The 23,645-nt window shown below is 67.6% G+C and carries 23 protein-coding genes; 2 read left to right on the forward strand and 21 right to left on the reverse strand.

The window, feature by feature from the left end; translation table 11 throughout:
* Positions 1 to 2: 2 nt before the first annotated feature.
* The 8 genes from ACFOPH_RS09600 to ACFOPH_RS09635 all read right to left on the reverse strand — a co-directional run bounded on the left by ACFOPH_RS09600 (position 3) and on the right by ACFOPH_RS09635 (position 7,562).
* Positions 3 to 221, reverse strand: a complete 219-nt coding sequence (locus tag ACFOPH_RS09600) for a hypothetical protein (RefSeq protein WP_312550354.1) — start codon at positions 219 to 221, stop codon at positions 3 to 5.
* The gene (fdh3B, locus tag ACFOPH_RS09605) at positions 218 to 901 is read right to left on the reverse strand and encodes a formate dehydrogenase FDH3 subunit beta (RefSeq protein WP_312550355.1); all 684 of its coding nucleotides are present in this window, start codon (positions 899 to 901) and stop codon (positions 218 to 220) included. Before fdh3B ends, ACFOPH_RS09600 begins: the two co-directional genes overlap by 4 nt.
* A gap of 48 nt (positions 902 to 949) precedes the next feature.
* The gene (locus tag ACFOPH_RS09610; RefSeq protein ID WP_379734950.1) at positions 950 to 3,784 is read right to left on the reverse strand and encodes a formate dehydrogenase subunit alpha; all 2,835 of its coding nucleotides are present in this window, start codon (positions 3,782 to 3,784) and stop codon (positions 950 to 952) included.
* 19 nt (positions 3,785 to 3,803) lie between these two features.
* Positions 3,804 to 4,067: a twin-arginine translocation signal domain-containing protein gene (locus ACFOPH_RS09615; RefSeq protein ID WP_312550357.1), complete on the reverse strand. Its 264-nt coding sequence runs from the start codon at positions 4,065 to 4,067 to the stop codon at positions 3,804 to 3,806.
* The gene (locus ACFOPH_RS09620) at positions 4,060 to 4,668 is read right to left on the reverse strand and encodes a TorD/DmsD family molecular chaperone (RefSeq protein ID WP_312550358.1); all 609 of its coding nucleotides are present in this window, start codon (positions 4,666 to 4,668) and stop codon (positions 4,060 to 4,062) included. The genes ACFOPH_RS09615 and ACFOPH_RS09620 overlap by 8 nt, the downstream gene beginning before the upstream one ends.
* Positions 4,669 to 4,917: 249 nt before the next feature.
* A complete protein-coding gene (locus ACFOPH_RS09625; protein WP_312550359.1) occupies positions 4,918 to 5,094 on the reverse strand; it encodes a DUF2474 domain-containing protein in 177 nt (58 codons plus the stop codon).
* The gene (gene cydB / locus ACFOPH_RS09630; protein ID WP_312550360.1) at positions 5,094 to 6,101 is read right to left on the reverse strand and encodes a cytochrome d ubiquinol oxidase subunit II; all 1,008 of its coding nucleotides are present in this window, start codon (positions 6,099 to 6,101) and stop codon (positions 5,094 to 5,096) included. The genes ACFOPH_RS09625 and cydB overlap by 1 nt, the downstream gene beginning before the upstream one ends.
* A gap of 3 nt (positions 6,102 to 6,104) precedes the next feature.
* The gene (locus ACFOPH_RS09635; protein WP_312550361.1) at positions 6,105 to 7,562 is read right to left on the reverse strand and encodes a cytochrome ubiquinol oxidase subunit I; all 1,458 of its coding nucleotides are present in this window, start codon (positions 7,560 to 7,562) and stop codon (positions 6,105 to 6,107) included.
* Positions 7,563 to 7,781: 219 nt separating this feature from the next.
* Between ACFOPH_RS09635 and fnr the strand changes: the two genes are divergently transcribed.
* Entirely contained in the window at positions 7,782 to 8,549 is a 768-nt protein-coding gene (fnr, locus tag ACFOPH_RS09640; RefSeq protein WP_312550362.1) for a fumarate/nitrate reduction transcriptional regulator Fnr, read from the forward strand.
* Positions 8,550 to 8,555: 6 nt separating this feature from the next.
* Here the strand turns inward: fnr and ACFOPH_RS09645 are convergent, their stop codons facing one another.
* The 8 genes from ACFOPH_RS09645 to ccoN form a co-directional block, all read right to left on the reverse strand.
* The gene (locus ACFOPH_RS09645) at positions 8,556 to 8,984 is read right to left on the reverse strand and encodes a VOC family protein (protein ID WP_379734954.1); all 429 of its coding nucleotides are present in this window, start codon (positions 8,982 to 8,984) and stop codon (positions 8,556 to 8,558) included.
* A 249-nt stretch (positions 8,985 to 9,233) separates the two neighbouring features.
* A complete protein-coding gene (locus ACFOPH_RS09650; RefSeq protein ID WP_379734956.1) occupies positions 9,234 to 11,075 on the reverse strand; it encodes a DUF885 domain-containing protein in 1,842 nt (613 codons plus the stop codon).
* A 373-nt stretch (positions 11,076 to 11,448) separates the two neighbouring features.
* Positions 11,449 to 11,973 (reverse strand): FixH family protein, encoded by a 525-nt coding sequence (locus ACFOPH_RS09655; protein ID WP_379734958.1) that lies wholly within the window; start codon positions 11,971 to 11,973, stop codon positions 11,449 to 11,451.
* A 28-nt stretch (positions 11,974 to 12,001) separates the two neighbouring features.
* The gene (ccoG, locus tag ACFOPH_RS09660; RefSeq protein ID WP_379734960.1) at positions 12,002 to 13,384 is read right to left on the reverse strand and encodes a cytochrome c oxidase accessory protein CcoG; all 1,383 of its coding nucleotides are present in this window, start codon (positions 13,382 to 13,384) and stop codon (positions 12,002 to 12,004) included.
* A complete protein-coding gene (gene ccoP, locus ACFOPH_RS09665; RefSeq protein WP_312550367.1) occupies positions 13,381 to 14,331 on the reverse strand; it encodes a cytochrome-c oxidase, cbb3-type subunit III in 951 nt (316 codons plus the stop codon). The genes ccoG and ccoP overlap by 4 nt, the downstream gene beginning before the upstream one ends.
* On the reverse strand, positions 14,324 to 14,491 hold the full coding sequence (locus tag ACFOPH_RS09670) for a cbb3-type cytochrome oxidase subunit 3 (RefSeq protein ID WP_313703955.1): 168 nt from the start codon (positions 14,489 to 14,491) through the stop codon (positions 14,324 to 14,326). The genes ccoP and ACFOPH_RS09670 overlap by 8 nt, the downstream gene beginning before the upstream one ends.
* A gap of 1 nt (position 14,492) precedes the next feature.
* Positions 14,493 to 15,110, reverse strand: coding sequence for a cytochrome-c oxidase, cbb3-type subunit II (gene ccoO / locus ACFOPH_RS09675; protein WP_313703954.1), 618 nt, complete (start codon positions 15,108 to 15,110; stop codon positions 14,493 to 14,495).
* A 16-nt stretch (positions 15,111 to 15,126) separates the two neighbouring features.
* On the reverse strand, positions 15,127 to 16,608 hold the full coding sequence (gene ccoN / locus ACFOPH_RS09680; protein ID WP_379734963.1) for a cytochrome-c oxidase, cbb3-type subunit I: 1,482 nt from the start codon (positions 16,606 to 16,608) through the stop codon (positions 15,127 to 15,129).
* 301 nt (positions 16,609 to 16,909) lie between these two features.
* Between ccoN and ACFOPH_RS09685 the strand changes: the two genes are divergently transcribed.
* Positions 16,910 to 17,305 carry a TraR/DksA family transcriptional regulator gene (locus ACFOPH_RS09685; RefSeq protein ID WP_379734965.1) on the forward strand — a complete coding sequence of 132 codons (396 nt, stop codon included), beginning with the start codon at positions 16,910 to 16,912 and terminating at the stop codon, positions 17,303 to 17,305.
* A gap of 3 nt (positions 17,306 to 17,308) precedes the next feature.
* On the opposite strand, the gene ACFOPH_RS09690 is transcribed toward ACFOPH_RS09685, so the two are convergent.
* The 5 genes from ACFOPH_RS09690 to hemN form a co-directional block, all read right to left on the reverse strand.
* Positions 17,309 to 18,766: an alpha/beta fold hydrolase gene (locus tag ACFOPH_RS09690; RefSeq protein ID WP_379734967.1), complete on the reverse strand. Its 1,458-nt coding sequence runs from the start codon at positions 18,764 to 18,766 to the stop codon at positions 17,309 to 17,311.
* A gap of 65 nt (positions 18,767 to 18,831) precedes the next feature.
* Positions 18,832 to 18,990 (reverse strand): cbb3-type cytochrome oxidase assembly protein CcoS, encoded by a 159-nt coding sequence (gene ccoS, locus ACFOPH_RS09695; protein ID WP_312550373.1) that lies wholly within the window; start codon positions 18,988 to 18,990, stop codon positions 18,832 to 18,834.
* Positions 18,991 to 18,992: 2 nt separating this feature from the next.
* Positions 18,993 to 21,404, reverse strand: coding sequence for a heavy metal translocating P-type ATPase (locus ACFOPH_RS09700; RefSeq protein ID WP_379734969.1), 2,412 nt, complete (start codon positions 21,402 to 21,404; stop codon positions 18,993 to 18,995).
* Positions 21,401 to 22,159: a sulfite exporter TauE/SafE family protein gene (locus tag ACFOPH_RS09705; RefSeq protein WP_312553845.1), complete on the reverse strand. Its 759-nt coding sequence runs from the start codon at positions 22,157 to 22,159 to the stop codon at positions 21,401 to 21,403. The genes ACFOPH_RS09700 and ACFOPH_RS09705 overlap by 4 nt, the downstream gene beginning before the upstream one ends.
* Before the next feature lie 4 nt (positions 22,160 to 22,163).
* The gene (gene hemN / locus ACFOPH_RS09710) at positions 22,164 to 23,606 is read right to left on the reverse strand and encodes an oxygen-independent coproporphyrinogen III oxidase (protein ID WP_379734971.1); all 1,443 of its coding nucleotides are present in this window, start codon (positions 23,604 to 23,606) and stop codon (positions 22,164 to 22,166) included.
* Positions 23,607 to 23,645: the final 39 nt, after the last annotated feature.

Consider the following 23,645-nt stretch of genomic DNA (forward strand, 5'->3'; position numbering starts at 1 on the left):
CCTCAAGGATTGGCGCGGTTGTATTCGTTCTGCTTCTGGTTGCGGTTCTGGATCGTCGCCGACCAGGCCAGGCGGTCATTGTGGAAATGCGTCTGGAAATGGCGGTTGTCTTCCTTGCCCGCGTATTCGCCGCGGATCCACTCGGGATGCTGGTCGACTTCCAGGCAGCCGGTCAACAGCAGCAGCGGCAAGGCCAGGATCAGGTAGCTGGGCTTTTTCATTGTGGGAACCTCCCGCCGCCGTTCTGGAAGTCGCCGACCTCCTGGTTTTCGCGCGGCAGGTCGCCCTTGGCCTTGATCTCGCCGCCGCGCTTCGGGCGGCCATAGGCGATCTTCCAGCCCCACAGCTCGGGGCCGTAGCCGCGGGTCTCGACGCGCTGGCGGTAGATGTCGGCGATCAGGTCGGCTTCGCCGCCGAGCAGGGCCTTGGTGCCGCACATCTCGGCGCAGGCCGGCAGCTTGCCTTCGGCGATGCGGTTGCGGCCGTATTTCTTGAACTCGGCTTCCGAGGTGTCCGGCTCCGGGCCGCCCGCGCAGAAGGTGCACTTGTCCATCTTGCCGCGGTGGTTGAACAGGCCGCTGCCGGCGAACTGCGGGGCGCCGAAGGGGCAGGCGTAATAGCAGTAGCCGCAGCCGATGCACTGGTCCTTGCTGTGCAGGACGATGCCGTCCTCGGTGTGGTAGATGCAGTTGGTCGGACACACCGCCAGGCAGGGCGCGTCGGTGCAATGCATGCAGGCGACCGATACCGAGCGCTCGCCCGGCACGCCGTCGTTGATCGTCACCACGCGCCGGCGGTTCACGCCCCAGGGCGTCTCGTGTTCGTTCTTGCAGGCGGTCACGCAGCCGTTGCAGTCGATGCAACGCTCGGTATCGCAAATAAACTTCATCCTCGCGGCCATGTCAGCCTCCTCTGCTCTGCTTGTCGTTGTCTGCTCATGTCCGCCGCGTCAGGCACGCACCACGCGGCACATCGACACCTTGGTTTCCTGCATCATCGTCACGGCGTCGTAACCGTAGGTCCAGCCGGTATTGATGGCTTCGCCGCGCACCGTCGGCGCGCCGTCCTCGGGATAGTGTTTTTCCAGGTCCTCGCCCATCCACCAGCCGCCGAAGTGGAACGGCGCCCACACCAGGCCGATCGGCACCCGCTCGGTGACCATCGCCATCATCTTCAGGCGTGCACCGGTGGGCGTCTCGACCCAGACGTATTCGCCGATGCGGGCGCCGATCTGGGCCGCGTCCTTCGGATTGATCTCGACGAACATGTTCTGCTGCAGTTCGGCCAGCCAGGGGTTGGAGCGGGTTTCCTCGCCGCCGCCCTCGTACTCGACCAGGCGGCCCGAGGTCATGATCAGCGGGAAGTCCTTCGAGTAATCCATGGCCTGCACCGCCTTGTAGAGCGTCGGCAGGCGCAGGAAGTTGGCCTTGTCGTCGTAGGTCGGGTACTTGGCGACCAGGTCGCGGCGCGGCGACATCAGCGGTTCGCGGTGGGTCGGGATCGGGTCCGGGAAGTTCCAGACGTTGCAGCGGGCCCGGGCGTTGCCGAACGGCGCGCAGCCGTGCGAGATGACGACCCGGATGATGCCGCCGGACAGGTCGGTCTTCCAGTTCTTGCCCTCGGCCATGGCCTGCTCGGCCGGAGTAAGTTCGTTCCACCAGCCCAGCTTCTTCAGGAACACGTGGTCGAACTCGGGGTAGCCGACGTCGAGCTGGCTGTCCTTGTTGGTCGAGCCGTCGGCCGCCAGCAGGCTCTCGCCGTTGTGCTCGACGCCCCAGTTGGCGCGGAACGGCAGGCCGCCCTCGGCCACGCTCTTGTTCAGGTCGTACAGGATGGGGGTGCCGGGGTGCTTCATTTCCGGCGTGCCCCAGCACGGCCACGGCAGGCCGTAGTAGTCGCCCTTGCAGGGACCGTGGTCGGCGCGCAGCGTGGTCGGGTTGAAGGTGTGCTTGTTCTCCATGTGGAGCTTGAGGCGCTCGGGCGAGCAGCCTGTGTAGCCGATGGTCCAGCAGGAGCGGTTGATCTCGCGCAGGATGTCCTCGACCACCGGCTCGTTCATCACGACCTTGATGTTCTTGCACAGTTCGTTATGGAAGCCGAGCTTCTTGGCGAACAGGTACATGATCTCGTGGTCGGTCTTGCACTCGAACAGCGGCATGATCACGCGTTCGCGCCACTGGATCGAGCGGTTCGAGGCGGTGCACGAGCCCTGCGTCTCGAACTGCGAGGCGGCCGGCAGCAGGTAGACGCCGTCGGTGCGGCCGTGCATCGACGCCGTCATGCTCGGATAGGGGTCGACCACGACCAGCATGTCGAGCTTCTGCATGGCCGCCTTCATGTCGGGCAGGCGGGTCTGGCTGTTCGGCGCGTGGCCCCAGTAGAACACGGCCTTCAGGTTCGACGGCTGGTCGACGTACTGGTTTTGCTCGTTGACGGCGTCGAACCAGCGCGACACCGTGATGCCGGGCTTTTCCATCAGTTCCTTCGAGCCGAAGCGCGACAGGATCCAGTCGTAGTCGACGCCCCAGACGTTGGCGAAGTGCTTCCAGGCGCCTTCGGCCAGGCCGTAGTAGCCGGGCAGCGAGTCGCCGTTCGGGCCGACGTCGGTCGCGCCCTGCACGTTGTCGTGGCCGCGGTAGATGTTGGCGCCGCCGCCGGGAATGCCGATGTTGCCCAGCGCCAGCTGGAGAATCGAGAGCGCGCGCACGTTGGCGGTGCCGACGTGGTGCTGGGTGATGCCCATGCACCAGACCACGGACGAAGGCCGGTTGGTGGCCAGCATCTCGGCGGCGGTGCGCACCGTCGCTTCCGGCACGCCGGTGATGTCGGACACCTTGTCCGGCGTCCATTTCGCCACTTCCTTGCGCACGTCGTCCATGCCGTAGGTGCGCGCGGCGATGTATTCCTTGTCTTCCCAGCCGTTGTTGAAGATGTGCCAGAGGATGCCCCAGACCAGCGGGATGTCGGTACCCGGGCGCACGCGCACATAATGGTGGGCGAAGCGCGCAGTGCGCGTGAAGCGCGGGTCGATCACGATCATCTTCGCACCCAGTTCCTTGGCGTGCAGGAAATGCAGCATCGAGATCGGGTGGGCCTCGGCGGGGTTCGAGCCGATGAAGAGCACCGCCTTGCTGTGGTGCAGGTCGTTGAACGAGTTGGTCATCGCCCCGTAGCCGAAGGTCTGGGCCACGCCCGCGACGGTCGTCGAGTGGCAGATGCGCGCCTGGTGGTCGCAGTTGTTCGAGCCCCAGAACGAGACGAACTTGCGCAGCAAATAGGCCTGCTCGTTGTTGTGCTTCGAGCTGCCGATCACCATCAGCGCGTCGGGGCCGGACTTCTGGCGCAGCTCGAGCAGCTTGTCGCCGATCTCGTTGATCGCCTGGTCCCAGGAGATGCGGGTGTACTTGCCGTTCACCAGCTTCATCGGGTAGCGCAAGCGGTGCTCGCCAAAGCCGTGCTCGCGCACCGAGGCGCCCTTGGCGCAGTGGGCGCCCATGTTGATCGGCGAATCGAAGGCCGCTTCCTGGCGCACCCAGACGCCGTTGGCGACCACCGCCTCGACCGAGCAGCCGACCGAGCAGTGGCTGCAGACGGTGTGCTTGATCTCGGTCTTGACCGGCGCATCGGCCACCGGGTCGGCCGCCTGGGCCGGCTCGATGACGTTCAGCGGCAACTGGCGCGCCAGGGCGCCGGCGCCGGCCGCGACGCCGGCCCCGACCAGGAACTTGCGCCGTTTCAGGCCCCGGTTGGCGCCCTGCTTGCTCGAACTCTTCACTAAGGACATGTCTGGTCTCCGGGCTCGCTCACCAGTAGGCGGCGGTTTGGTAGTAACGGCGGATGTGTTCGGTCTCGTGGTAGCCGCGCTTGACCTGCGGCTTGGCGGCCTCGACCGGTTTCATTTCGGGCTTGGCCTCGGCGCCGCCGGCCACCGCGACCAGGGCGCCCAGCGGCGCGGCCTTCAGGAAGCTGCGGCGCGCCGGATCGGGCTGTGCCTGTGCGGCCAGCTGCGCTGCGGGTGCGTGCTCGTGTTTCATCGCCTCGTCCTTCGCTTGTTTCGGGTTAGTCATCGTAGCCATCGTCCACGGCGAAGCCAGCCGCTTCGATCTCCAGCAACGCACCGACGAAGTCGGTCACGACGCGGTAGAAGTTGGCGCCCTCGGCGCGCCGGATGTCGTCCAGGCAGCGCTCGTACCAGGGCGCGATGCGGGCCTCGAAGAAGGCCTTCTGCTCGGCCAGCGGCTGGCGCCGGATGCCAGGCGCACCCGCGACCAGGACGCGCATGGTCTCGCACAGCGCGCCCAGGTGGTCCTCGAATTCCGCGACGCCGCGCACGCGCCCGATCCCGAAGCGCGCCAGGTCGCTGCGCAGCTCGGCCAGGGGCGCATCGTTCATGAAGCCGGACAGGTAGAGCGAACCGTAGGGATTCAGGGTCGGCGTGCCATCGCTGACGAACAGACGGTCGAATTCCTCGGCCACCGCTTGCGCGTCGATGACGCCGGACGCGAGGACCAGCTTTTCCCAGGCCCGTTCGAGCGCCGGGTCGCCGCCTTCGGAGAGGATCGGGTCGGCCGCCGCCAGTTGCCCCAGCAGGACCTCGCCCGGCGGCGCCAGCAACAGGCGCGCGGCGAGGGCGTACAGGTCGGCGCGGGCCTGGTCTTCGCTGGACAAGGGATGCGCCACGGCGACCAAGGCGCTGACGGCGTCATTAGCCGGAGTGGAAGTGTGTTGGGGTAATGCAGACTGCATGGACACTGAGACGCTCCGTTAATAAATCTTTATCGAAAGTGTAGTCCCTGCACCCCGTAGAGGCGCGCACGTTTGAAACCGCTTGCATATCTCGACACTTACCAACAAGTAACTGTCGAGCTGATTGTCGTGTTCCCTGTCGGGTTCCCTGCTGTGTTCCTTGCTGCCCGCTCAGCGCATGCCGGCCGCATGCATGATCATCCGGATCAGCCCCGCGACCAGGAACAGGGCCGCCACCCCGGCCGCCCACAGGCCGGCCATCCAGCCCAGGCGGCGCAGCCACAGCGGCGCCGGGCGCTTGCCGGCCTGCCCGTTGGCGTCCGACCCGGCGCGCGAGCGCGGGCGCATCAGTGATACCCCGCGTCGGCCTTGACCTTGCCGCGGAACACCCAGTACGACCAGACCGTATACATCAGGATGACCGGCAGGATGAACAGCGTGCCCACCAGCGCGAAGCCCTGGCTGGCCGGCGGCGATGCCGCTTCCCAGATCGTGATGTGCGGGGGAACGATGTGCGGCCAGATGCTGATCGCCATGCCGGTGTAGCCGAGGAAGACCAGGGCCAGGGCCGCCACGAAAGGCCAGCGGTGCGGCCGGCCCTTGAGCGAGCCGAGCAGGAGCGCGATCGACAGGATGACCAGCACCGGCACCGGCGCCAGGAACAGGATGTTCGGGAAGGTGAACCAGCGGTCGGCCACCGCCGGGTCGCGCAGCGGGGTCCAGATGCTGACCACCACGATGGCGCCCAGCAGCATCAGCGCGAAGGGACGCGCCACCTGCACCATGCGGTCGTGCAGCTCGCCCTCGGTCTTCATGATCAGCCAGGTGCTGCCCAGCAGGGTGTAGGCGATGAGCACGCCGAAGCCGGCCAGGATCGGGAACGGCGCGATCCAGTCGAGCACGCCGCCGGCGTAGCTGCGCCCGGACACCGCGATCCCGTCCAGGAAGGCGCCGAGCGAGACGCCCTGGAAGAAGGCCGCCGTTACCGAGCCGCCGATGAAGGCCTTGTCCCACAGGTGACGTTCGTGCTCCTTGGCCTTGAAGCGGAACTCGAAGGCCACGCCGCGAAACACCAGGCCGACCAGCATGAAGATCAGCGGCAGATACAGGCCGGACAGGATGATCGAATAGGCCACCGGAAAGGCCGCCAGCAGCCCTTCCCCGCCCAGCACCAGCCAGGTCTCGTTGCCGTCCCAGACCGGGGCGACGGTGTTCATCATCGTGTCGCGGTCACGCTTTTGCTTGACGAAAGGGAACAGGATGCCGATGCCGAGATCGAAGCCGTCCAGCAGCACGTACATGAAGACGGCGAAGTAGATGATGACGGCCCAGATGACCGAGGTGTCGATGCCCATGGTTCAGCTCCTTTCCCCGTCGGCGGCGTCGCCCGCCCCCTCGGCCGTGCCCTCGTCGTCGTTGCCCACGTCGGCGGCCGAGAGCGGACGCATCGGCGTACGGTCCTCGCCCGGGCCGCCCTCGGGGGCGCGGTTCAGCGCGAAATGCTGCGGCCCTTTGCGCATCAGGCGCAGCACGTAGGCGGTGCCGGCGCCGAACACGAAGAAATAGGCGACCACGAAGATCGCCAGCGTCAGGGCCAGGGCCGGGGCGCCGTGCGGCGACACCGCGTCGGCCGTGCGCAGGACGCCGTACACCACCCAGGGCTGGCGCCCGACCTCGGTGGTCACCCAGCCGGCCAGGATGGCGACCAGCCCGGCCGGCCCCATCCACAGGGCCGCGCGCAGGAACAGGCGTTTGGTGAAGAGCTGCCCGCCGCGCCGCAGCAGCAGGCTCCACAGCCCGAGCGCGATCATCAGCAGGCCCAGCCCGACCATCAGGCGGAAGCTCCAGAACACGATCAGGGAATTCGGCCGCTCGTCCTTCGGGAAGTCCTTCAGGCCGGGGAACTGGCCGTCCCAGCTGTGGGTGAGGATGATGCTGCCCAGGCGCGGGATGCCGACGGCGTAGCGGGTTCGTTCGGCCTCCATGTCGGGTATGCCGAACAACAACAGCGGGATGGCTTCGCCCGGCTCGTTCTGCCAGTGCCCTTCCATCGCCGCCAGCTTGGCCGGCTGGTGCTCGGCGGTGTTCAGGCCGTGGAAGTCGCCGATGACGGCCTGGATCGGCGCGACGATGAGGAGCATCCACATCGCCATGGAGAGCATCTTGCGCACCGCCGGATTGTCGCGCCGGCGCAACAGCTGCCAGGCGCCGACCGCCCCCACGATCAGCGCCGTGGTGAGGTAGGCGGCGACCACCATGTGCATCAGGCGGAACGGGAACGAGGGGTTGAAGACGATCGCCAGCCAGTCGGCCGGCACCATGCGCCCGCCCTCGATGGCATAACCCTGGGGTGTCTGCATCCAGCTGTTGGCGGCCAGGATCCAGGTGGCCGAGATCAGGGTGCCGATCGCGACCATGCAGGTGGCGACGAAGTGCAGCTGGGGGCCGACGCGGTTCCAGCCGAACAGCATCACGCCCAGGAAGCCGGCCTCGAGGAAGAAGGCGGTCAGCACCTCGTAGGCCAGCACCGGCCCCATGATACTGCCGGCAAACTCGGACATATAGCTCCAGTTGGTGCCGATCTGGTAGGCCATCACGATGCCCGAGACCACGCCCATGCCGAACATGACGGCGAAGATCTTCAGCCAGAAGTGATAGAGGTCGACGTAGACCTGGCGCCTGGTGCGCAGCCAGGACATCTCGAGCACGGCCAGGTAGCTCGCCAGGCCGATGGTCACTGCGGGGAACAGGATGTGGAACGACATCGTGAAAGCGAACTGGATGCGTGCCAGATCCAACGCCGATAGGCCGAACATGAACCCTCCTCGTGATCTGCGGTGTCCAGAATCTAGCACGGCTTGGCAAGCGCACAATTGGCATCTTTCCCTGACCTTGACCCGCATGTGCACGCACAGCCCCGCGTCCATTGCGCCTGTTTATCAGGCTTTTCCAACTGGACAGCTTGCGGCAAAAGACTGGCCACGGCGCCGGACCGGACTATAATTCCCGTATTGACCGCGACTATTCGTAGACCGATGACCCAAGTCACCCCTCCCCCCGCTTCCTCCCCGATCAGCATCCAGGCGCTGAAGGCCAGCTGCAGCGCCTGCAGCATGCACCAGCTCTGCCTGCCGATGGGCCTGGAAAACGCGGACATCGAGCGGCTCGACAAGATCATCGGCCGGCGCCGGCGCCTGGAGCGCGACGAGCGCCTGTATGCCATGGGCGAACCCTTCCGCAGCCTGTACGCGGTGCGCTTCGGCCACTTCAAGACCTACCAGGTCAACGCGGCGGGCGAGCAGCAGATCACCGGTTTCCAGATGGCCGGCGAACTGCTGGGCATGGATGCGATCAGCGGCGACCGCCACCACTGCGACGCGGTTGCGCTGGAAAGCAGCGAGGTGTGCGAGATCCCGTTCTCGCGGCTGGAGGAACTGTTCGGCGAAGTGCCGGCCCTGCTGCGCCACTTCCACCGCATGATGAGCCAGGAGATCACGCGCGAACAGAACGTCATGCTCCTGCTGGGCAACATGCGCGCCGAGCAGCGCTTCGCGGTGTTCCTGGTGAACCTGTCGGCACGTTACGCCGCGCGCGGCTATTCCTCGACCAGTTTCGCCCTGCGCATGTCGCGCGAGGACATCGGCAATTACCTGGGCCTGACGATCGAAAGCGTCAGCCGCCTGCTGTCGCGCTTCAAGAAACAGGGCTGGATCGCGGTCGACAAGCGCGAGGTCACGCTGCTCGAACCGGCCCACCTGCGCGCGATCGCCGCCGGCACCGAGCAGTGCAGCCCGATGGCGTGACCGAGTCTAGAAAGTCACCTTGACCGATTGCGCGCTGCGCGTGGCCGGGCCGTGGTACACGGCTTCGATGTTGTTGCCGTCGGGATCGATCACGAAGGCGCCGTAGTAGCCCGGATGGTAGTTGCGCTCGCCGGGTGCACCATTGTCCTTGCCGCCGGCCCGCAATGCCGCTTCGTAGAAGGCGTCGACCATGGCGCGGTCGGCGGCCTGGAAGGCCAGGTGGTGGCGGCCGGTCAGCACGCCCTGCGCCGCCTCGCTGCCGGGCGTCGAGACGAAGAGCTCGTCGGCCCAGAAATAATCCTCGCCCTCGCCGCCCAGCGGCACGCCCAGTACCTCGAAGACCGCGTCGTAGAACCTGCGGGCTGCGGCCAGGTCGCGCACGACGAGCTGGAGGTGGTCGATCAGGCGTCCGCGGTGCAATTCCTGGGTTTCCATGCTGCGCTCCTTGTTGAGTGGTCGACGGAAGTGTCCAGATTAACGTAGGGTGGACACCTGTGTCCACGCCGTGTCATCGCACGCGGCCACGCGCGGTTCTTGTTGTCGAGGCGGCTGATCAGCCGCCCTACCGCGTGGACACAGGTGTCCACCCTACGCCCTTGCCGGCATCGTCATCCGGACGGAAGCAGTCGATCGGCCGACGGTTCGCGTGGGCACGGCGTGCCCAACCAACGATCGCGTCAGCGCTTACGCCTTCGCCTTTTCCTTCGCAATCCACTGGTCGACCAGCTGGCCCAGCACGTCCAGCGGCACCGAGCCGCTACTCAACACCATGTCGTGGAAGCCCGGCAGCGAGAACTTCTCGCCCAGCTCGGCCTTGGCCTTCTCGCGCAGTTCGACGATGCGCAGCATGCCGATCATGTAGGCGGTGGCCTGGCCCGGCCAGGCGACGTAGCGGTCGACTTCCTGGACGTTGATGCCGTAGTCGACCGCCTGCTGGCGCGTCCAGCCTTTGGTGTGCAGGCCGGTGTCGACCACCAGGCGGCGCGCGCGGAACAGCTCGGAGCCGAGCGCCCCCAAGAGGCCCGGGACGTCGCCTTCGTACCAGCCCTGCTCCACCGCCAGGCGCTCGGTGTACAGCGCCCAGCCTTCGCTGTGCGCGCTGCCGCCGCTGAAGATGCGCTGGCTGCGGAATTTCGGGATGCCCTTCAGTTCCTGCTGGATCGCCAGCTGGAAATGGTGGCCCGGCACCGCTTCGTGGTAGGACAGGCTGCGCATGCGGATCATGTCGAAGGTCGGCCCGCGCAGGGGGACCCAGAACACGCCGGGACGGCTGCCGTCCGGCGCCGGCAGGCTGTAGTGGGCGGCGGCCGAGGCTTCGGTCAGCGGCGGCTCGCGCAGCACCTCGACGGGCGCGCGCGGCTTCAGGTTGAACAGCGAGGCGCTGCGGCGCTCTGCATCCTTCACCATCTCGGCATACTGCGCCAGGATGGCGAGACGAGGATCGCCCTCGCCCTTCGGCTGGAAGGTGGCGTCGAGCGCCTTCATGCGCGCCTCGATGCTGCCCTCATTGAAGCCGAGCGCGCGCAGGTGCTTGTCCATCTCGCCTTCGATGCGTGCCACTTCGCGCAGGCCGATGGCGTGGATCTGCTCGGCCGTCAGGTTGGTGCTGGTGTAGTTCGCCAGCGCGCGGTTGTAGGCGGCCAGGCCGTCCGGCAGGCGCGAAATACCGGCGGCGTCGTTCGTCTTCGGATGCAGCTCGGCCATGAAGGCTTGCACGCGGCTGTAGGCCGGGCGGATCTTGTCCTCGACAATGCGGGTCGCGCGCGCGATCGCCGCGCTGCGCGCTTCCGGCGCCAGGTCCTGCAGCGCCGCGGTGCGCTGTTCGAGCGAAGTCACCAGCACGTTCTGGGCGGCGGCCGGCTTCAGGAAAGTGTCGACCTGGTACTGGGCGCGCTCGAGGATGAAGCGCGGCGGGATCATTTTCCTGGCGGTGGCCGCGCGGGCGCGCGCCAGGGCCTCGTCCATGCGCGTGCCGACCTGCTCCAGGCGCGCCAGGTAGCTGTCGACGTCTGAAGCGCGGCGCATCGGGTGGGTCTGGGTCATGAAGTTGACCAGGCTGACCTGGGCGCCGCTGAACTGCTGGAACACGAAGCCGTGGTCCTCGAAGGGTTCGTTGGCGACCGTGTTCGACAGCGACCAGCGCATCACCGCCGCCGAAATGCGCTGGGTCTCGTCCAGCGGACCGGCCAGCCACTTGTCGAGGCGCGCGATGCCTTCCTTTGCCTTGGCGATCATCTTCTTGCGCTGGGCCGGGGTCTGCGGCGTGAGCTGGCGGTCCAGGGCATCCTGCTCGGCGCCGCTGAAGTATTGGGTGGCGGTGGCGAACTGCGGATTGCCGCGCACCCAGTCCTGGGCAAACTGGTCGGCCCACTTGTCGAAGGCGGCGTTCGGTTTGACGGCCGGCGAGGAAGAAGCCGCCACTGCCGCCGGCGCTGCGAGCGCCGGCAGCGTGGCGCCGGCGATGGCGAGCGGGACGAACAGGGAGGCGATGGCGGTGCGCAGGAGGCGCTGGGAGCGTGCGGGCATGGATGTCTCTTCTAGTTGGTCGTACGGCAGATTGCCGTGACGAAAATCTAACATGGAAGAGTTGGGGAAGGACAGTCTTTACAGCTGCGGTGCACGGGGCTCCTTTGGGCGCTTGTGCTCACGCGCCTCACCGGCGACGTTCCCGGGACACTGGCTCCGGCAAAGGGTACGGTTCTCAACGGCACCATACCGCGTGGACTCGGGAGTCCACCCTACGACTGTGCCGAGTTTTTCGTAGGGTGGGCACTTGTGCCCACGCGGTCTCACCACGTGAATATCGGCACCATCGCGGCGGCCACGGGCCCAGATAAACGGTGCGGTGCGCACCGGTAGCATCCGCGTGGGCTCGAGAGCCCACCCTACAACAGCAACATCAAGGCTCGACCTCGTCAGCGGCGATCTTCAGGCCCGCATCCTTCCCCGGGCTCCAGCTGCGCGCCAGGCGCCATTGCCTGCCCTCGCCTTCGACCACGACCTGCCAGTGCGTCATCTCCAGGCCCGGCACCTCGAGGCGGAAATGGCCGTAGTCGTCGGGCAGCACTTCGAGCGCCAGGTCCTTCTGCGGCTGGGTCGGGTGCGCCAGGTAGATGCGGAACGGCGCCAGCATCGGCCGCCCGAAGCTGTGCAGGCGTCCCGCCAGCATGCCGCTGCGGGCGTCGAAACGGGCGTCGAGCACCAGTTTGAGGCTGGTGGCGACGTGGTCGCGGCGCAGGTCCTGGTTGATGGCCTTGCCCTGCTTGTAGTAGTCGTCGACCACCACCGCGTCCGGCGTGCGCAGCGCCAGCACGACCGTGACGGCGGTGGCCAGCATGACCGCCAGCGGGCCCAGCATGATGAACCAGGGCCAGCGGTGGCGGTACCAGGGCGTGCCCGCAGCCGGGGATGAAGTCGCTTGCATGATATTTTCCTTTTCGACTTGAACTGCGCTAGCGCGGCACGATGAAGGCCGCTTCTTCGCGCACCGCGACCGCCGGGTCGTCGAGCGCGGTGACGGTGAATGCGATGCGGTGCGAACCGGGCTGGCCCGCCCCTTCCGCACGCACCCGCACCGGCACCGCGCGCGTGCTGGCGCCGTCGAGCGCGACGACGTCGGCGTCGACGATGGCGGCGCCGGCCATGCCGCTTACCGCCAGCCGATAGCGGCGCGGCGCCTCGCTGGTGTTCATCAGCTGCAGGCGGTAGACGTTCTCGATGCGGCCATCCTCCGCCTCGCGTCCCATCGAGCCGCGGTCGCGGATCACGTCCACCTTCAGCGGGGTGCGCAGGGCCAGCGAGGTCGTCATCGCCGCGACCAGCAGACCCAGCACCGCGGTGTAGACCAGCACGCGCGGGCGCGCCAGGCGGCGCCGCACCTCGCGCGTGCCCCAGCCCTTGGCGAGCGCGTTCTCGGTGGCGTAGCGGATCAGGCCAGCGGGTTTTCCGACCTTGTCCATCACGCTGTTGCAGGCGTCGACGCAGGCGGCGCAGCCGATGCATTCGTATTGCAGGCCGCGCCGGATGTCGATGCCGGTCGGGCAGACCTGCACGCACATGCTGCAGTCGATGCAGTCCCCGGTCTTGGCCGCTTCCGTGCGTGCGCCGTGGCCGCGCGGTTCGCCACGAGCGCGGTCGTAGGTGACGATCAGGGTATCCTTGTCGAACATCGCGCTCTGGAAGCGCGCGTAGGGACACATGTACTTGCAGACCTGCTCGCGCATCCAGCCGGCGTTGCCGTAGGTGGCGAAGCCGTAGAACAGCACCCAGAAGGCTTCCCAGGGGCCGATGCTCCAGCTCGCGATCTCGCCCAGAAGCGTGCGCACCGGGGTGAAGTAGCCGACGAAGGTGAAGCCGGTCCACAGCGCCACCGCCAGCCAGGCCGCGTGCTTGGCCCCCTTCTTCCAGATCTTCTCGACCGTCCACGGCTGGCGATCGAGGCGGATGCGGGCACTGCGCGCGCCCTCGATGCTGCGCTCGATCCAGAGGAAGAGTTCGGTGTATACCGTCTGCGGGCAGGCGAAGCCGCACCACACGCGCCCGGCCACGGCGGTGACCAGGAACAGGCCATAGGCGCAGACGATCAAGAGGCCGGCCAGGTAGATGAAGTCCTGGGGCCACAGCACCAGTCCGAACAGGTGGAACTTGCGCGTGCCCAGGTCGAACAGGATGGCCTGGCGGCCGTTCCATTGCAGCCAGGGCGCGCCGTAGAACAGGAGCTGCGTGAGCCAGAGGCAGGCCCAGCGCAGCGTGGCGTAGCGGCCCTTCACCTCGCGCGGGTAGATCTCCTCGCGCGCGGCATACATCTTGACGACCGCTTCACGGGGGGCGTTCATTTTGCCGCTACCTTGTTCTCGACAACCGTATCAACGGTCGGGTTCGACAGGCTCCACACGTAGGCCGCCAGCACGTGCACCTTGGGCTCGCCCAGGAATTCGCCAAAGGCCGGCATGGTGTTGCTGCGGCCCTTGCGGATGGTTTCCATCACGGTGTCGGCGCTGCCGCCGTACAGCCAGACCTTGTCGGCCAGGTTCGGCGCGCCCAGCATCGGGTTGCCCTCGCCCTTGGCGCCGTGGCAGGCGGCGCAGGCCATGAACTTCGGCTTGCCGAAGGCGACCTTCACCGGATCGGCCGTCAGGCCCGACAGGCTGCGCACGTAATGGGCGACCGCCTCGATGTCCTTGTCCGAGCCGAGCGTCGCGCCCATCGGCGGCATCTGGCCGATGCGGCCGGCCATGATGGTCTGCTTGATGGTGTCCGGTTCGCCGCCATGCAGCCAATCGGAGTCGGTCAGGTTCGGGTAACCCTTGTTGCCGCGCGCGTCCGAGCCATGGCACTGGGCGCAGTAGTTCAGGAACATGCGCTCGCCGATCGCGCGCGCCTGCGGGTCGGCGGCGACCGCTTTCAGGTCCTGGCTGGCGTAGCGCGCGAACAGCGGACCGTAGTCGCTCTCGGCCTTCTTCAGTTCCGCCTTGTACGCGCCGGTCGAGGCCCAGCCAAGCTTGCCTGCATAGCTGCCCAGGCCCGGATACAGCACCAGGTAGCCGACGCCGAACAGGATGGTCAAATAAAACAGGCCCATCCACCAGCGCGGCATCGGGGTGTTCAGTTCGGTCAGGTCCTCGTCCCAGACGTGGCCGGTGGTTTTCTCGGGCTGGCCGTCCTTGCCGACCTTCACGCGAAAGCGCGACTGCGACCACAGCAGGATCGCGCAGCCGGCGATCGAGGCGATCGTGATCAGGGCGACGTACCAGTTCCAGAAGCCGCTCGTGAAATCAGACATGCTCGTCCTCCTTGTCGTCCGCGAAGGGCAGCGCCGCCGCGCGGTCGAAGTCGGCGCTGCGCTTGAGCAGGAAGGTCCACAACACGATGCCCATGAAGGTGGCAAAGGAGACCACCGTCATCACGCTGCTCGCGCTGTCAAAGATTTGTTCGATAGCCATCTCAGTTCCTCGTCTTGATCTGGGTGCCCAGGCCTTGCAGGTAGGCGACCAGCGCGTCCTGCTCGGTCTTCCCGGTCACTTCGGCCGGGGCGTTCTTGATCTCTTCCTCGCCGTACGGCACGCCAAGCAGCTGCATCGCGCGCATCTTCGGCACGATCTCGGCCGGGTTCAGCTTCGTCTTTGCCAGCCAGGGATAGCCGGGCATGTTCGATTCCGGCACCACGTCGCGCGGGTTGTCCAGGTGGGTGCGGTGCCATTCGTCGCTGTAGCGCCCGCCCACGCGCGCCAGGTCGGGACCGGTGCGCTTGCTGCCCCACTGGAAGGGGTGGTCGTAGACGAATTCGCCGGCCACCGAATAATGGCCATAGCGCTCGGTCTCGGCGCGCAGCGGGCGGATCATTTGCGAGTGGCAGTTGTAGCAGCCTTCGCGGATGTAGATGTCGCGCCCCGCCAGGCGCAGCGGCGAGTAGGGTTTCAGGCCGGCGACCGGCTCGGTGGTCGACTTCTGGAAGAACAGCGGCACGATCTCGACCAGGCCGCCGAAGGAGATCACCAGGATCACCAGGCCGATCAGGAGCCAGGGGTTCTTCTCGATCCATTCATGGGTAAAGTTTTTCATTGTTCTCGACTCCAGTTCAGACGTGCGTCGGTACGCGGTTCTCGACGGCGCAGGCTTCGACGTGGGCAGCGTCATGCTGCGGCTTGTGCGGCTGCGGGATCGGCGCATCCACGTTGACGGTGCCGGCCAGGGTCTTCCAGGTGTTGAAGGCCATCAGCAGCATGCCCGACAGGTAGAGGAAGCCGCCCGTGAAGCGGATCACGTAGTAGGGATAGGTCGCCTTCACGCTCTCGGCGAAGGTATAGGTCAGGGTGCCGTCCGGGTTCACGGCGCGCCACATCAGGCCCTGCATCACGCCGGCGATCCACATCGAGGCGATGTAGAGGACGATACCGATGGTGGCGACCCAGAAGTGGGTCTCGACCAGCTGCACGGAATACATCTGCTTCTTGCCGGCCAGGCGCGGGATCAGGTAGTAGATCGAGCCCATCGTGATGAAGCCGACCCAGCCCAGGGCGCCGGCGTGGACGTGGGCGACGGTCCAGTCGGTGTAGTGCGACAGCGAGTTGATGGTCTTGATCGACATCATCGGTCCCTCGAAGGTCGCCATGCCGTAGAACGAGAGCGAGACGATCAGGAACTTCAGGATCGGGTCCGAGCGCAGCTTGTGCCAGGCGCCCGACAGCGTCATCACGCCGTTGATCATGCCGCCCCAGCTTGGCGCCAGCAGGATCAGCGAGAACACCATGCCCAGCGACTGGGTCCAGTCGGGCAGCGCGGTGTAGTGCAGGTGGTGCGGGCCGGCCCACATGTAGGTGAAGATCAGCGCCCAGAAGTGCACGATCGACAGGCGGTAGGAATACACCGGGCGCTCGGCCTGCTTCGGGATGAAGTAGTAGACCATGCCCAGGTAGCCGGCGGTGAGGATGAAGCCGACCGCGTTATGGCCGTACCACCACTGGATCATGGCGTCCTGCACGCCGGCGTAGACCGAGTAGGACTTGAAGGCCGAGACGGGCACCACCGCGCCGTTGACGATGTGCAGCACCGCGACCGCGATGATGTAGGCGCCGAAGAACCAGTTGGCGACGTAGATGTGCTGGACCTTGCGCTTGACGATGGTGCCGAAGAAGACCACCGCGTAGGCGACCCAGACCACCGTGATCAGGAGCGCGATCGGCCACTCGAGTTCGGCGTATTCCTTGCCGCGCGTGAAACCCATCGGCAGCGTGATCGCGGCCGCCACCAGCACCGCCTGCCAGCCCCAGAAGGTGAAGCTGGCCAGCCTGTCGGAGAACAGCCGCACCTGGCAGGTGCGCTGCACCACGTAATACGAGGTGGCGAACAGCCCGCAGATGCCGAAGGCGAAGATCACCGCGTTCGTATGCAGCGGCCGCAGGCGGCCGTAGGACAGCCAGGGGATGTCGAAGTTGAGCGCGGGCCAGGCGAGCTGGGCCGCGATGAAGACGCCGGCGGCCATGCCGATGACGCCCCACACGACCGTGGCGATGGCAAACTGGCGCACGATCTTGTAGTTATAGTTTAGACTGCCTTCCAAGATATTCTCCCGATGGATTGACTGCGATCACAGCCGGGAGAGTAGATTTCTGGACCTTAAAAATCCTTGATGTGAATCAAAATGTTCGGTTTCACTGGGAATACAGGGCGTAGGGTGGGCACGCTGTGCCCACGCGGAACGGTGAGCGGTGTTGGCGGGTCAAACAGAACAGTGTTGGCGCTCGCAGTCGACCGACAAGCCCCGGAGCGAGTCGTCGAGGCCGCCGGTTCAAGGATGAACACGTAACGCGTGGGCACGGCGTGCCCACCCTACGCCTCCTACTCATCGACAGGAAAATCCAATGCCCATCTCGCCATCCCTGCACGACGAAGTCTCGAAACGATTGACGCAAGCCCGCGAAGAAACCCTCGCCACGGTCCGCGCGCGCACCGACAGCGACGGCGACACGCCGCCGCCGATTGCGCCGGGCGCCCACATGGCGCAGGGCGACGACGCGTCCGAAGCCGAAATGACGGCCCACGACGAACAGCATTTCGCCGACCACGAAACCGCCCTGCTGCACGAGATCGACGCCGCCATCGGCCGGCTGGAATCGGGCGGCTACGGCATCTGCGTCTCCTGCGGCTGCGACATCCCGGAAGAGCGCCTGCTGGCCACCCCGACCGTGCAGACCTGCATCCAGTGCCAGGAGCGCATCGAGAAGGAAGGCCATACCGGGCGCGGGCCGACCATGTAAGGCTCAGCTTCCGGTCACATACACCGTCTGGTTCCTGCATACCGCCTCGGGCTGCGGCGCGCCGTCCACAAAGGCGCGCGCCGCCTGTTCGAAGCAGGACGGCATCGTCCAGAGCACGAAGTGCGCGCCGTTCTCGACCGTCGTCACCTCGACCGGGCCGGCCTTGCGCAGCACCTCGGCGTGACGCAGCGCCGCACCGTGCGGCGTCTTCGGGTCGAGCGCGGCCTGGATCACCAGCGTGCGCGGCAGGCGTGCCGGGGGGCGGTTGAACTGGGCGTCGCGCGCATACACCGGCAGGCCCGGCTCGACCAGCAGGGCGGGCAAGGGGCTGACGAACAGCAGGTCCTTCTCTTCCGCCTTCACGTCCTCGGCGCGCATCCCGGGACGCAGGTTGTTCTCGGCGACGCTGATCATCGACACCAGCGGGATCGATGGCGGCGACTGCGGGAAGGAACCAAGCCTGGCCGCCTCGTGCTCGATCGCGCCGATCGCGTGCTTCAGCCAGCCGCCCTTCCCCGCGTTCATGTCCTTGACGATGTGGGGCATCATCGCGGCCGCCACCGGCACGTCGAGCATGGCGCCGAAGAAGCGCCGCAGGTTCTTGCCCGGCACCGCCTCGCGCAAGGCCGTATCGGATTCCAGGCGGACCAGCAGCCGGCGGTAGGCCGTCTCGGCCGGTTCTCCGACCTGGCCACGGCAATGCGCATCGCTGTCGCAGCGCCCGAGCCATGCGCGGCCGACGGCATCGGTCACCAGCGAGCGCCGGCTCAGGTCGGCCGTGGCGTCGTCCTGCAGCGGCACCAGCGAGTCGAGCACCACGCCGTCGACATCCGCCGCGCCCAGCGCCAGCGTGCGCAGCACCAGCTGGGTGCCGTAGGACACGCCGTAGAGGAAAGTCTTGCCCTTTCGCGGGCTGCGCTCGAGCAGCGCCTTCAGGTCATGGGCGGCATTCGTTTCGGAGAACTGGCGCGCATAAGCCGGATTCTCGTTCAGGCGCCGGAAGCAGCTCGCCCATTCGGCGCCGGCCAGGGCCGTGCCGCCGGCCGACGCGGGTCCTTCCTCGTTCGGGCACAGCCGGGTCGAGAAACCGGTGCCGCGGTGGTCCGGCATGACCAGGTCGAAGCCGGGAAACGCCTTGCGCAACTGCGGCACCAGACCGTAGAACGATGCACCCGACTCGCCGGGACCGCCGGCGATCAGCCAGACCTGGCCGCGCGTTTTGCCCGGTGCAGGGAACTTTCGCACGAAGAGCCGGACGTCGGCGGCCGGCGCGCCCGCCAGGCCGGAGGGATCGCCCGGCACCTGTTCGACCGCGCACAGGCTGCCGGCCAGCGCCGGCTTGCCGGCGGCATCGTCGCAGGGCTGGAAAGCGGCGCCCTGCGCTGCACTGGCCGCCCCGGCCGCGCCGGTCGCCCCGAGTATCCATCCCGCCAGGACCAGGCGCCGCATCGATTTCGTCATCGTTCCCTCGCAAGCTTGTAAAAAAATCCAGAGTAACCGCAAGGAAACTAATTGTCGAGAAAGAATCAATCCGATTGCCTGGCGCGGTCGTCGTCGCGCAGGACGCGCAGCGCCGGGCCTTCGAGGTCGTCGAACTGGCCGCTGTCGGCGGCCCCGAAGAAGATCCAGATCGCCACGGCGACCAGCACCAGGCTGAGCGGAATCAGCAGATACAGCGCTTCCATTCTTATTTCCTTAATCTGAGCGCATTGAGCACGACGATGGCCGAACTGGCCGCCATGCCGATGCCGGACAGCCAGGGATTGAGCAGCCCGGTGGCCGCCAGCGGAATCGCGGCCAGGTTGTAGACGCTGGCCCAGGCCAGGTTCTGGCGGATGATGCGCAGGGTGCGCCGCGCAGTGGCGGCGGCGTCGACCAGCGGCAGCAGGCTGTCGCCGAGCAGCACGCCGTCCGCATGCAGCTGGGCCAGGGCCGCGCCGCCGCCCATTGCGAAGGAGACGTCGGCGCCGCGCAGCACCGCGGCGTCGTTGATGCCGTCGCCGACCATCGCCACGACCGCCCCCTCGCCCTGCAGACGGCGCACGAAGTCCAGCTTCTGCTCGGGCAGCTGACCGCCCGCGGCGACCTTGACGCCGAGCTGGCCGGCCACCGCCTCCACCGTGCGTGCGTCATCGCCGCTCAGCAGGACCACGGTCTTGCCGGCGGCCTCGAAGCGGCGCACCACCTCGAGCGCCTCGGGCCGCAGGCCGTCGGCGATGTCGAAGCGCGCCAGCCAGGCACCGGCCGTGCCGAGCCAGACGGCGCTGCCCTCGCCCTCGTCCACCAGCGGCAAATCGCGTGCCGTCAACGCGGCCACGAAGGCAGCGCTGCCGAGGCGGTAGCGTACGCCGTCGATGTCCCCTTCGAGTCCCTGCCCGACCGTGTAGTCGATCCCATGCGCCTGCAGCGTGCCCGCCGGCGCCGCGGCGCGGATCGCCAGCGCCAGCGGGTGCGCGCTGCCCGCCTCCAGCGCGGCGGCGAGCGCCAGCGCCCGGTCCGCGTCGACGCCGCCGACGGTACGCGTTGCGCGCAGCACCGGCCGGCCCAGGGTCAGGGTGCCGGTCTTGTCGAACACGACGTGGGTCGCGCGTTCCAGGGTTTCCAGCGTGTGCGGGCTGACTGCCAGCACGCCGCGGCGCAGCAGGCGATCGGTGGCCGCCGCCAGCGCGGTGGGCGTGGCCAGCGACAGCGCACAGGGACAGGTCACGACCAGCACCGCGATCGCCGCCGGCCAGGCGCGGGCCGGGTCGATCATCTGCCAGCTTGCAAACACGATGACGGTCAGCACCAGCAGGGCCGCGACCGACCAGGCGGCCACGCGGTCGGCCCACAGCGCCAGCGCCGGCTTGCCCTGCCCGGCTTTCTCGACCAGGCGCACCAGCAGCGCCAGCGTACTGTCGCGCGCCGCCGCGCCCACGCGCAGCACCACCGCCTGCGCCACGTTCACCGCGCCGCCCGGCAGCGCATCGCCCGGCCCCATGCGGCGGGTACGGCTTTCGCCGCTCAGCAGCGACAGGTCGGCTTCGGTCTCGCCCTCGACGATGACGCCGTCGGCCGGCGCCGCCTGGCCCGGCGCCACCAGCACCACGTCGCCCGGCTGCAGGCTGCCTGCCGCCACCAGTTCCGTCGCCCGGTTGTCCGGATAGCCCGGCATGCGCAGGCTGGACGCCGGCATGCCTTGCTGCAGGGCTTCGAGCGCACCGGCCGCGCGCCGGCGGGCGAGCAGCTCCAGGTAGCGGCTGGCCAGCAGCAGGAAGACGAACATCGTGATCGAGTCGAAATAGACCTCGCCCCGGCCCTTGACCAGGGCCGCGGTGCTGCCCACGAAGGCCGCGGCGATGCCCAGCGCCACCGGCACGTCCATGCCCGGCAGGCCGCGGCGCAGGTCGCGCCAGGCCCCAAGAAAGAAGGGCAGCGCCGAATAGCAGACCGCCGGCAGCGTCAGCAGCAGCGACGCCCAGCCCATCAGCGCAGCCATGTCGGCGTCCATGGTGCCGTCGCTCGCCATGTAGACCGGTACCGCATACATCATCACCTGCATCATCGACAGGCCGGCGACGAACAGTTGGCGGAACAGCCGGCGGCGCGCCCGTTCCAGCTGTTCGCCGTGGCGTTTCGCGTCGTAGGGATAGGCCGTGTAGCCGATCGCGCGCAGCGCGCGCAGGATGTCGCTCACCTTGCACTGCGCCGGATCCCAGCGCACCTGCAGGCGCTCGGTGCTGACGTTCAGCAGCGCCTCCCGGACGCCGGGCACGGCCTGGATGCGGCGTTCGATCAGCCAGACGCAGGCGGCGCAGCGGATGCCTTCGACCGTGAAACCGCCTTCGCCCGTGTTGTCGGCATTGTCGAACAGCGCCAGCTCGGGCGCGTCAAGGCTCTCGACGGTGGCGCCATAGCCGTCGCGGGTCTCGTAAAAATCGCCGCAGCCGGCGTCGACGATGGTCTGGGCGGCGGCGGCGCAGCCGGGGCAGCACATGGCGCGTTCGACGCCGCCGACGGTCGTGCGCCAGTGACGCAGGGGTGGCAGCGGCAGGCCGCAGTGAAAGCAGCCATCCTGCACCACGACGGGTGCGCTGTCCGGCAAGCTGCCGTCTCTCATGGGGAAACCCCGGTCGTCAGGCACAGCGTGTGCAGCCAGCTCGGCGGCAGGCCGCCCGCGGCGCGCAGCAGGCCCAGCGCGCCGAAGCCCAGCACCAGCGCGCCGCAGGCGATGCGTACCGCCGGCAGGCCCAGCCAGCCGCGCAGGCGCGCACCGAGCAGCCCGAGCGCCAGCATCATCGGCAGCGTGCCGAGTCCGAACGCCAGCATGGTCAGCGCGCCCGAGACGGCCGAGCCGCTCAGCATCGCGGTGACGAGTACGCTGTACACCATGGCGCAGGGCAGCCCGCCCCAGAGGGCGCCGGCCGCGAGCATGCGGCCCGGCGTGTCGGGCGGGCCGATGCGTTTCAGGTGCGGCTGCACGCGGCGCCACAACCACTGCCCTGCCCGCTCGACGTGGGCGATGCCGGACCAGGCGCCCATCAGGTAGAGGCCCATGGCGACCAGCATCACGTTCGCGAGCCAGTAGGCGCCGGCCTGCAAGAGGGGCAGGCCCGACAGCGCGCTGGCGCCTTCGGCGATTCCACCCGCAAGCGCGCCGGCCGTCATGTAGCTGGCGATGCGCCCGAGGTTGTAGGCGGCGACGTTGACGGCGGCCGGCGCGGCGGCCACCGGATGCAAAGCGATCACTGTGGCGCCCGCGCCCGGACGCCGGGGCGCGAACGACAGCGCGCCGACGATGCCGCCGCACATGCCGGCGCAGTGGACGCTGCCGAGCAGGCCGACCACGAACACCGGGAACAGGCTGGCGCTCATGGCCTCAGACGGTGCGCGAGTAACGTGGCACTGTGCCCGGCACCGCCAGGTAGCGGTCGAACACCATGCAGACGTTGCGGATCAGGAGGCGCCCGCGCATGGTCACCGAGATCCAGTCGCCGTCGATGGTCACCAGGCCGTCGCGCTCGAGGTGGCGCAGCACCGCCATCTCGGCCGCGAAATACTGGCCGAAGGCGATCGGGAAGGCCAGCTCGATGGCCGACATCGACAGCTCGAACTGGCACATCAGCTTCTGGATCACGGTGCGGCGCAGCAGGTCGTCCATGCCCAGCGCGATGCCGCGCACCACGGGCAGCTCGTTGTTGTCGAGCGCCTCGTAATACGCCTCCAGGGTCTTGGCGTTCTGGCTGTAGGTGGCGCCGACCGCGCTGATGGCCGACACCCCGCAGGAAATCAGATCGGCGTCGGCATGGGTCGAATAGCCCTGGAAGTTGCGGTGCAGCCGGCCCTGGCGCTGGGCCACGGCCAGGTCGTCGTCCGGCTTGGCGAAATGGTCCATGCCGATGTAGACGTAGCCGGCATCGGTCAGGCGCTCGATGCACAGGGCCAGCATGCCCAGCTTCTCGTTCGACGAGGGCATGTCGGCGTCGAGGATGCGCCGCTGCGGCTTGAACACGTGCGGCAGGTGGGCATAGTGATAAAGCGAGATGCGGTCCGGGCTGGCATCGATCACCTTCCCGATGGTGACGGCCATGCTTTCCAGGCTTTGTTTCGGCAGGCCGTAGATCAGGTCGATGCTGACCGAGCGGAAGCCGGCCGCGCGCGCGGCCGCGATGATGGCGCGCGTCTCCGCTTCGGGCTGGACGCGGTTGACCGCCTTTTGCACGTCGGGGTCGAAGTCCTGCACGCCCAGGCTGATGCGGTTGAAACCCTGGGCGCGCAGGCTGTGCACGCGCTCGGCGGACACGGTGCGCGGATCGACCTCGATCGAATACTCGCCGGCTTCGTCGGGGGCGAAGCGGAAGCTGCGGCGCAGGTGGGCCATCAGTTCGCCCATCTGTTCGTCGCTCAGGTAGGTCGGCGTGCCGCCGCCGAAGTGCAGCTGTTCGACTTCGTTCATGCCGGCGAACAGTCCGGCCTGCATCGTGATCTCGCGCTTCAGGTAGCCGAGGTAGGTCGCGGCCTTGTCGCGGTTCTTGGTGACGATCTTGTTGCAGGCGCAGTAGTAGCAGACCGTGTCGCAGAACGGAATGTGCAGGTAGAGCGAGAGCGGTCGCGCGCCGCCGCGGGTGCGGACCGAGGCGACGGCGTGCAGGTAGTCGCGGTAGCTGAAGGTGTCGGCGAAGCGGTCCGCCGTCGGATAGGAGGTGTAGCGCGGGCCGTTCTTGCCGAGGCGCTGGACCAGCTCGGGGTCGAATTCGACGGACCTGGCGGCCACCAGCGGCGCGATGCGGGTGGACGACGACGGGATTTCCTGGTGAAGCATGTTGAGTGACTCCTGCTGCCTGCCGTACCGCACGGCGCG

The organism is Massilia haematophila, from assembly GCF_042647645.1.
In the GTDB taxonomy this organism is placed as follows: Bacteria; Pseudomonadota; Gammaproteobacteria; order Burkholderiales; family Burkholderiaceae_D; genus Telluria; species Telluria haematophila.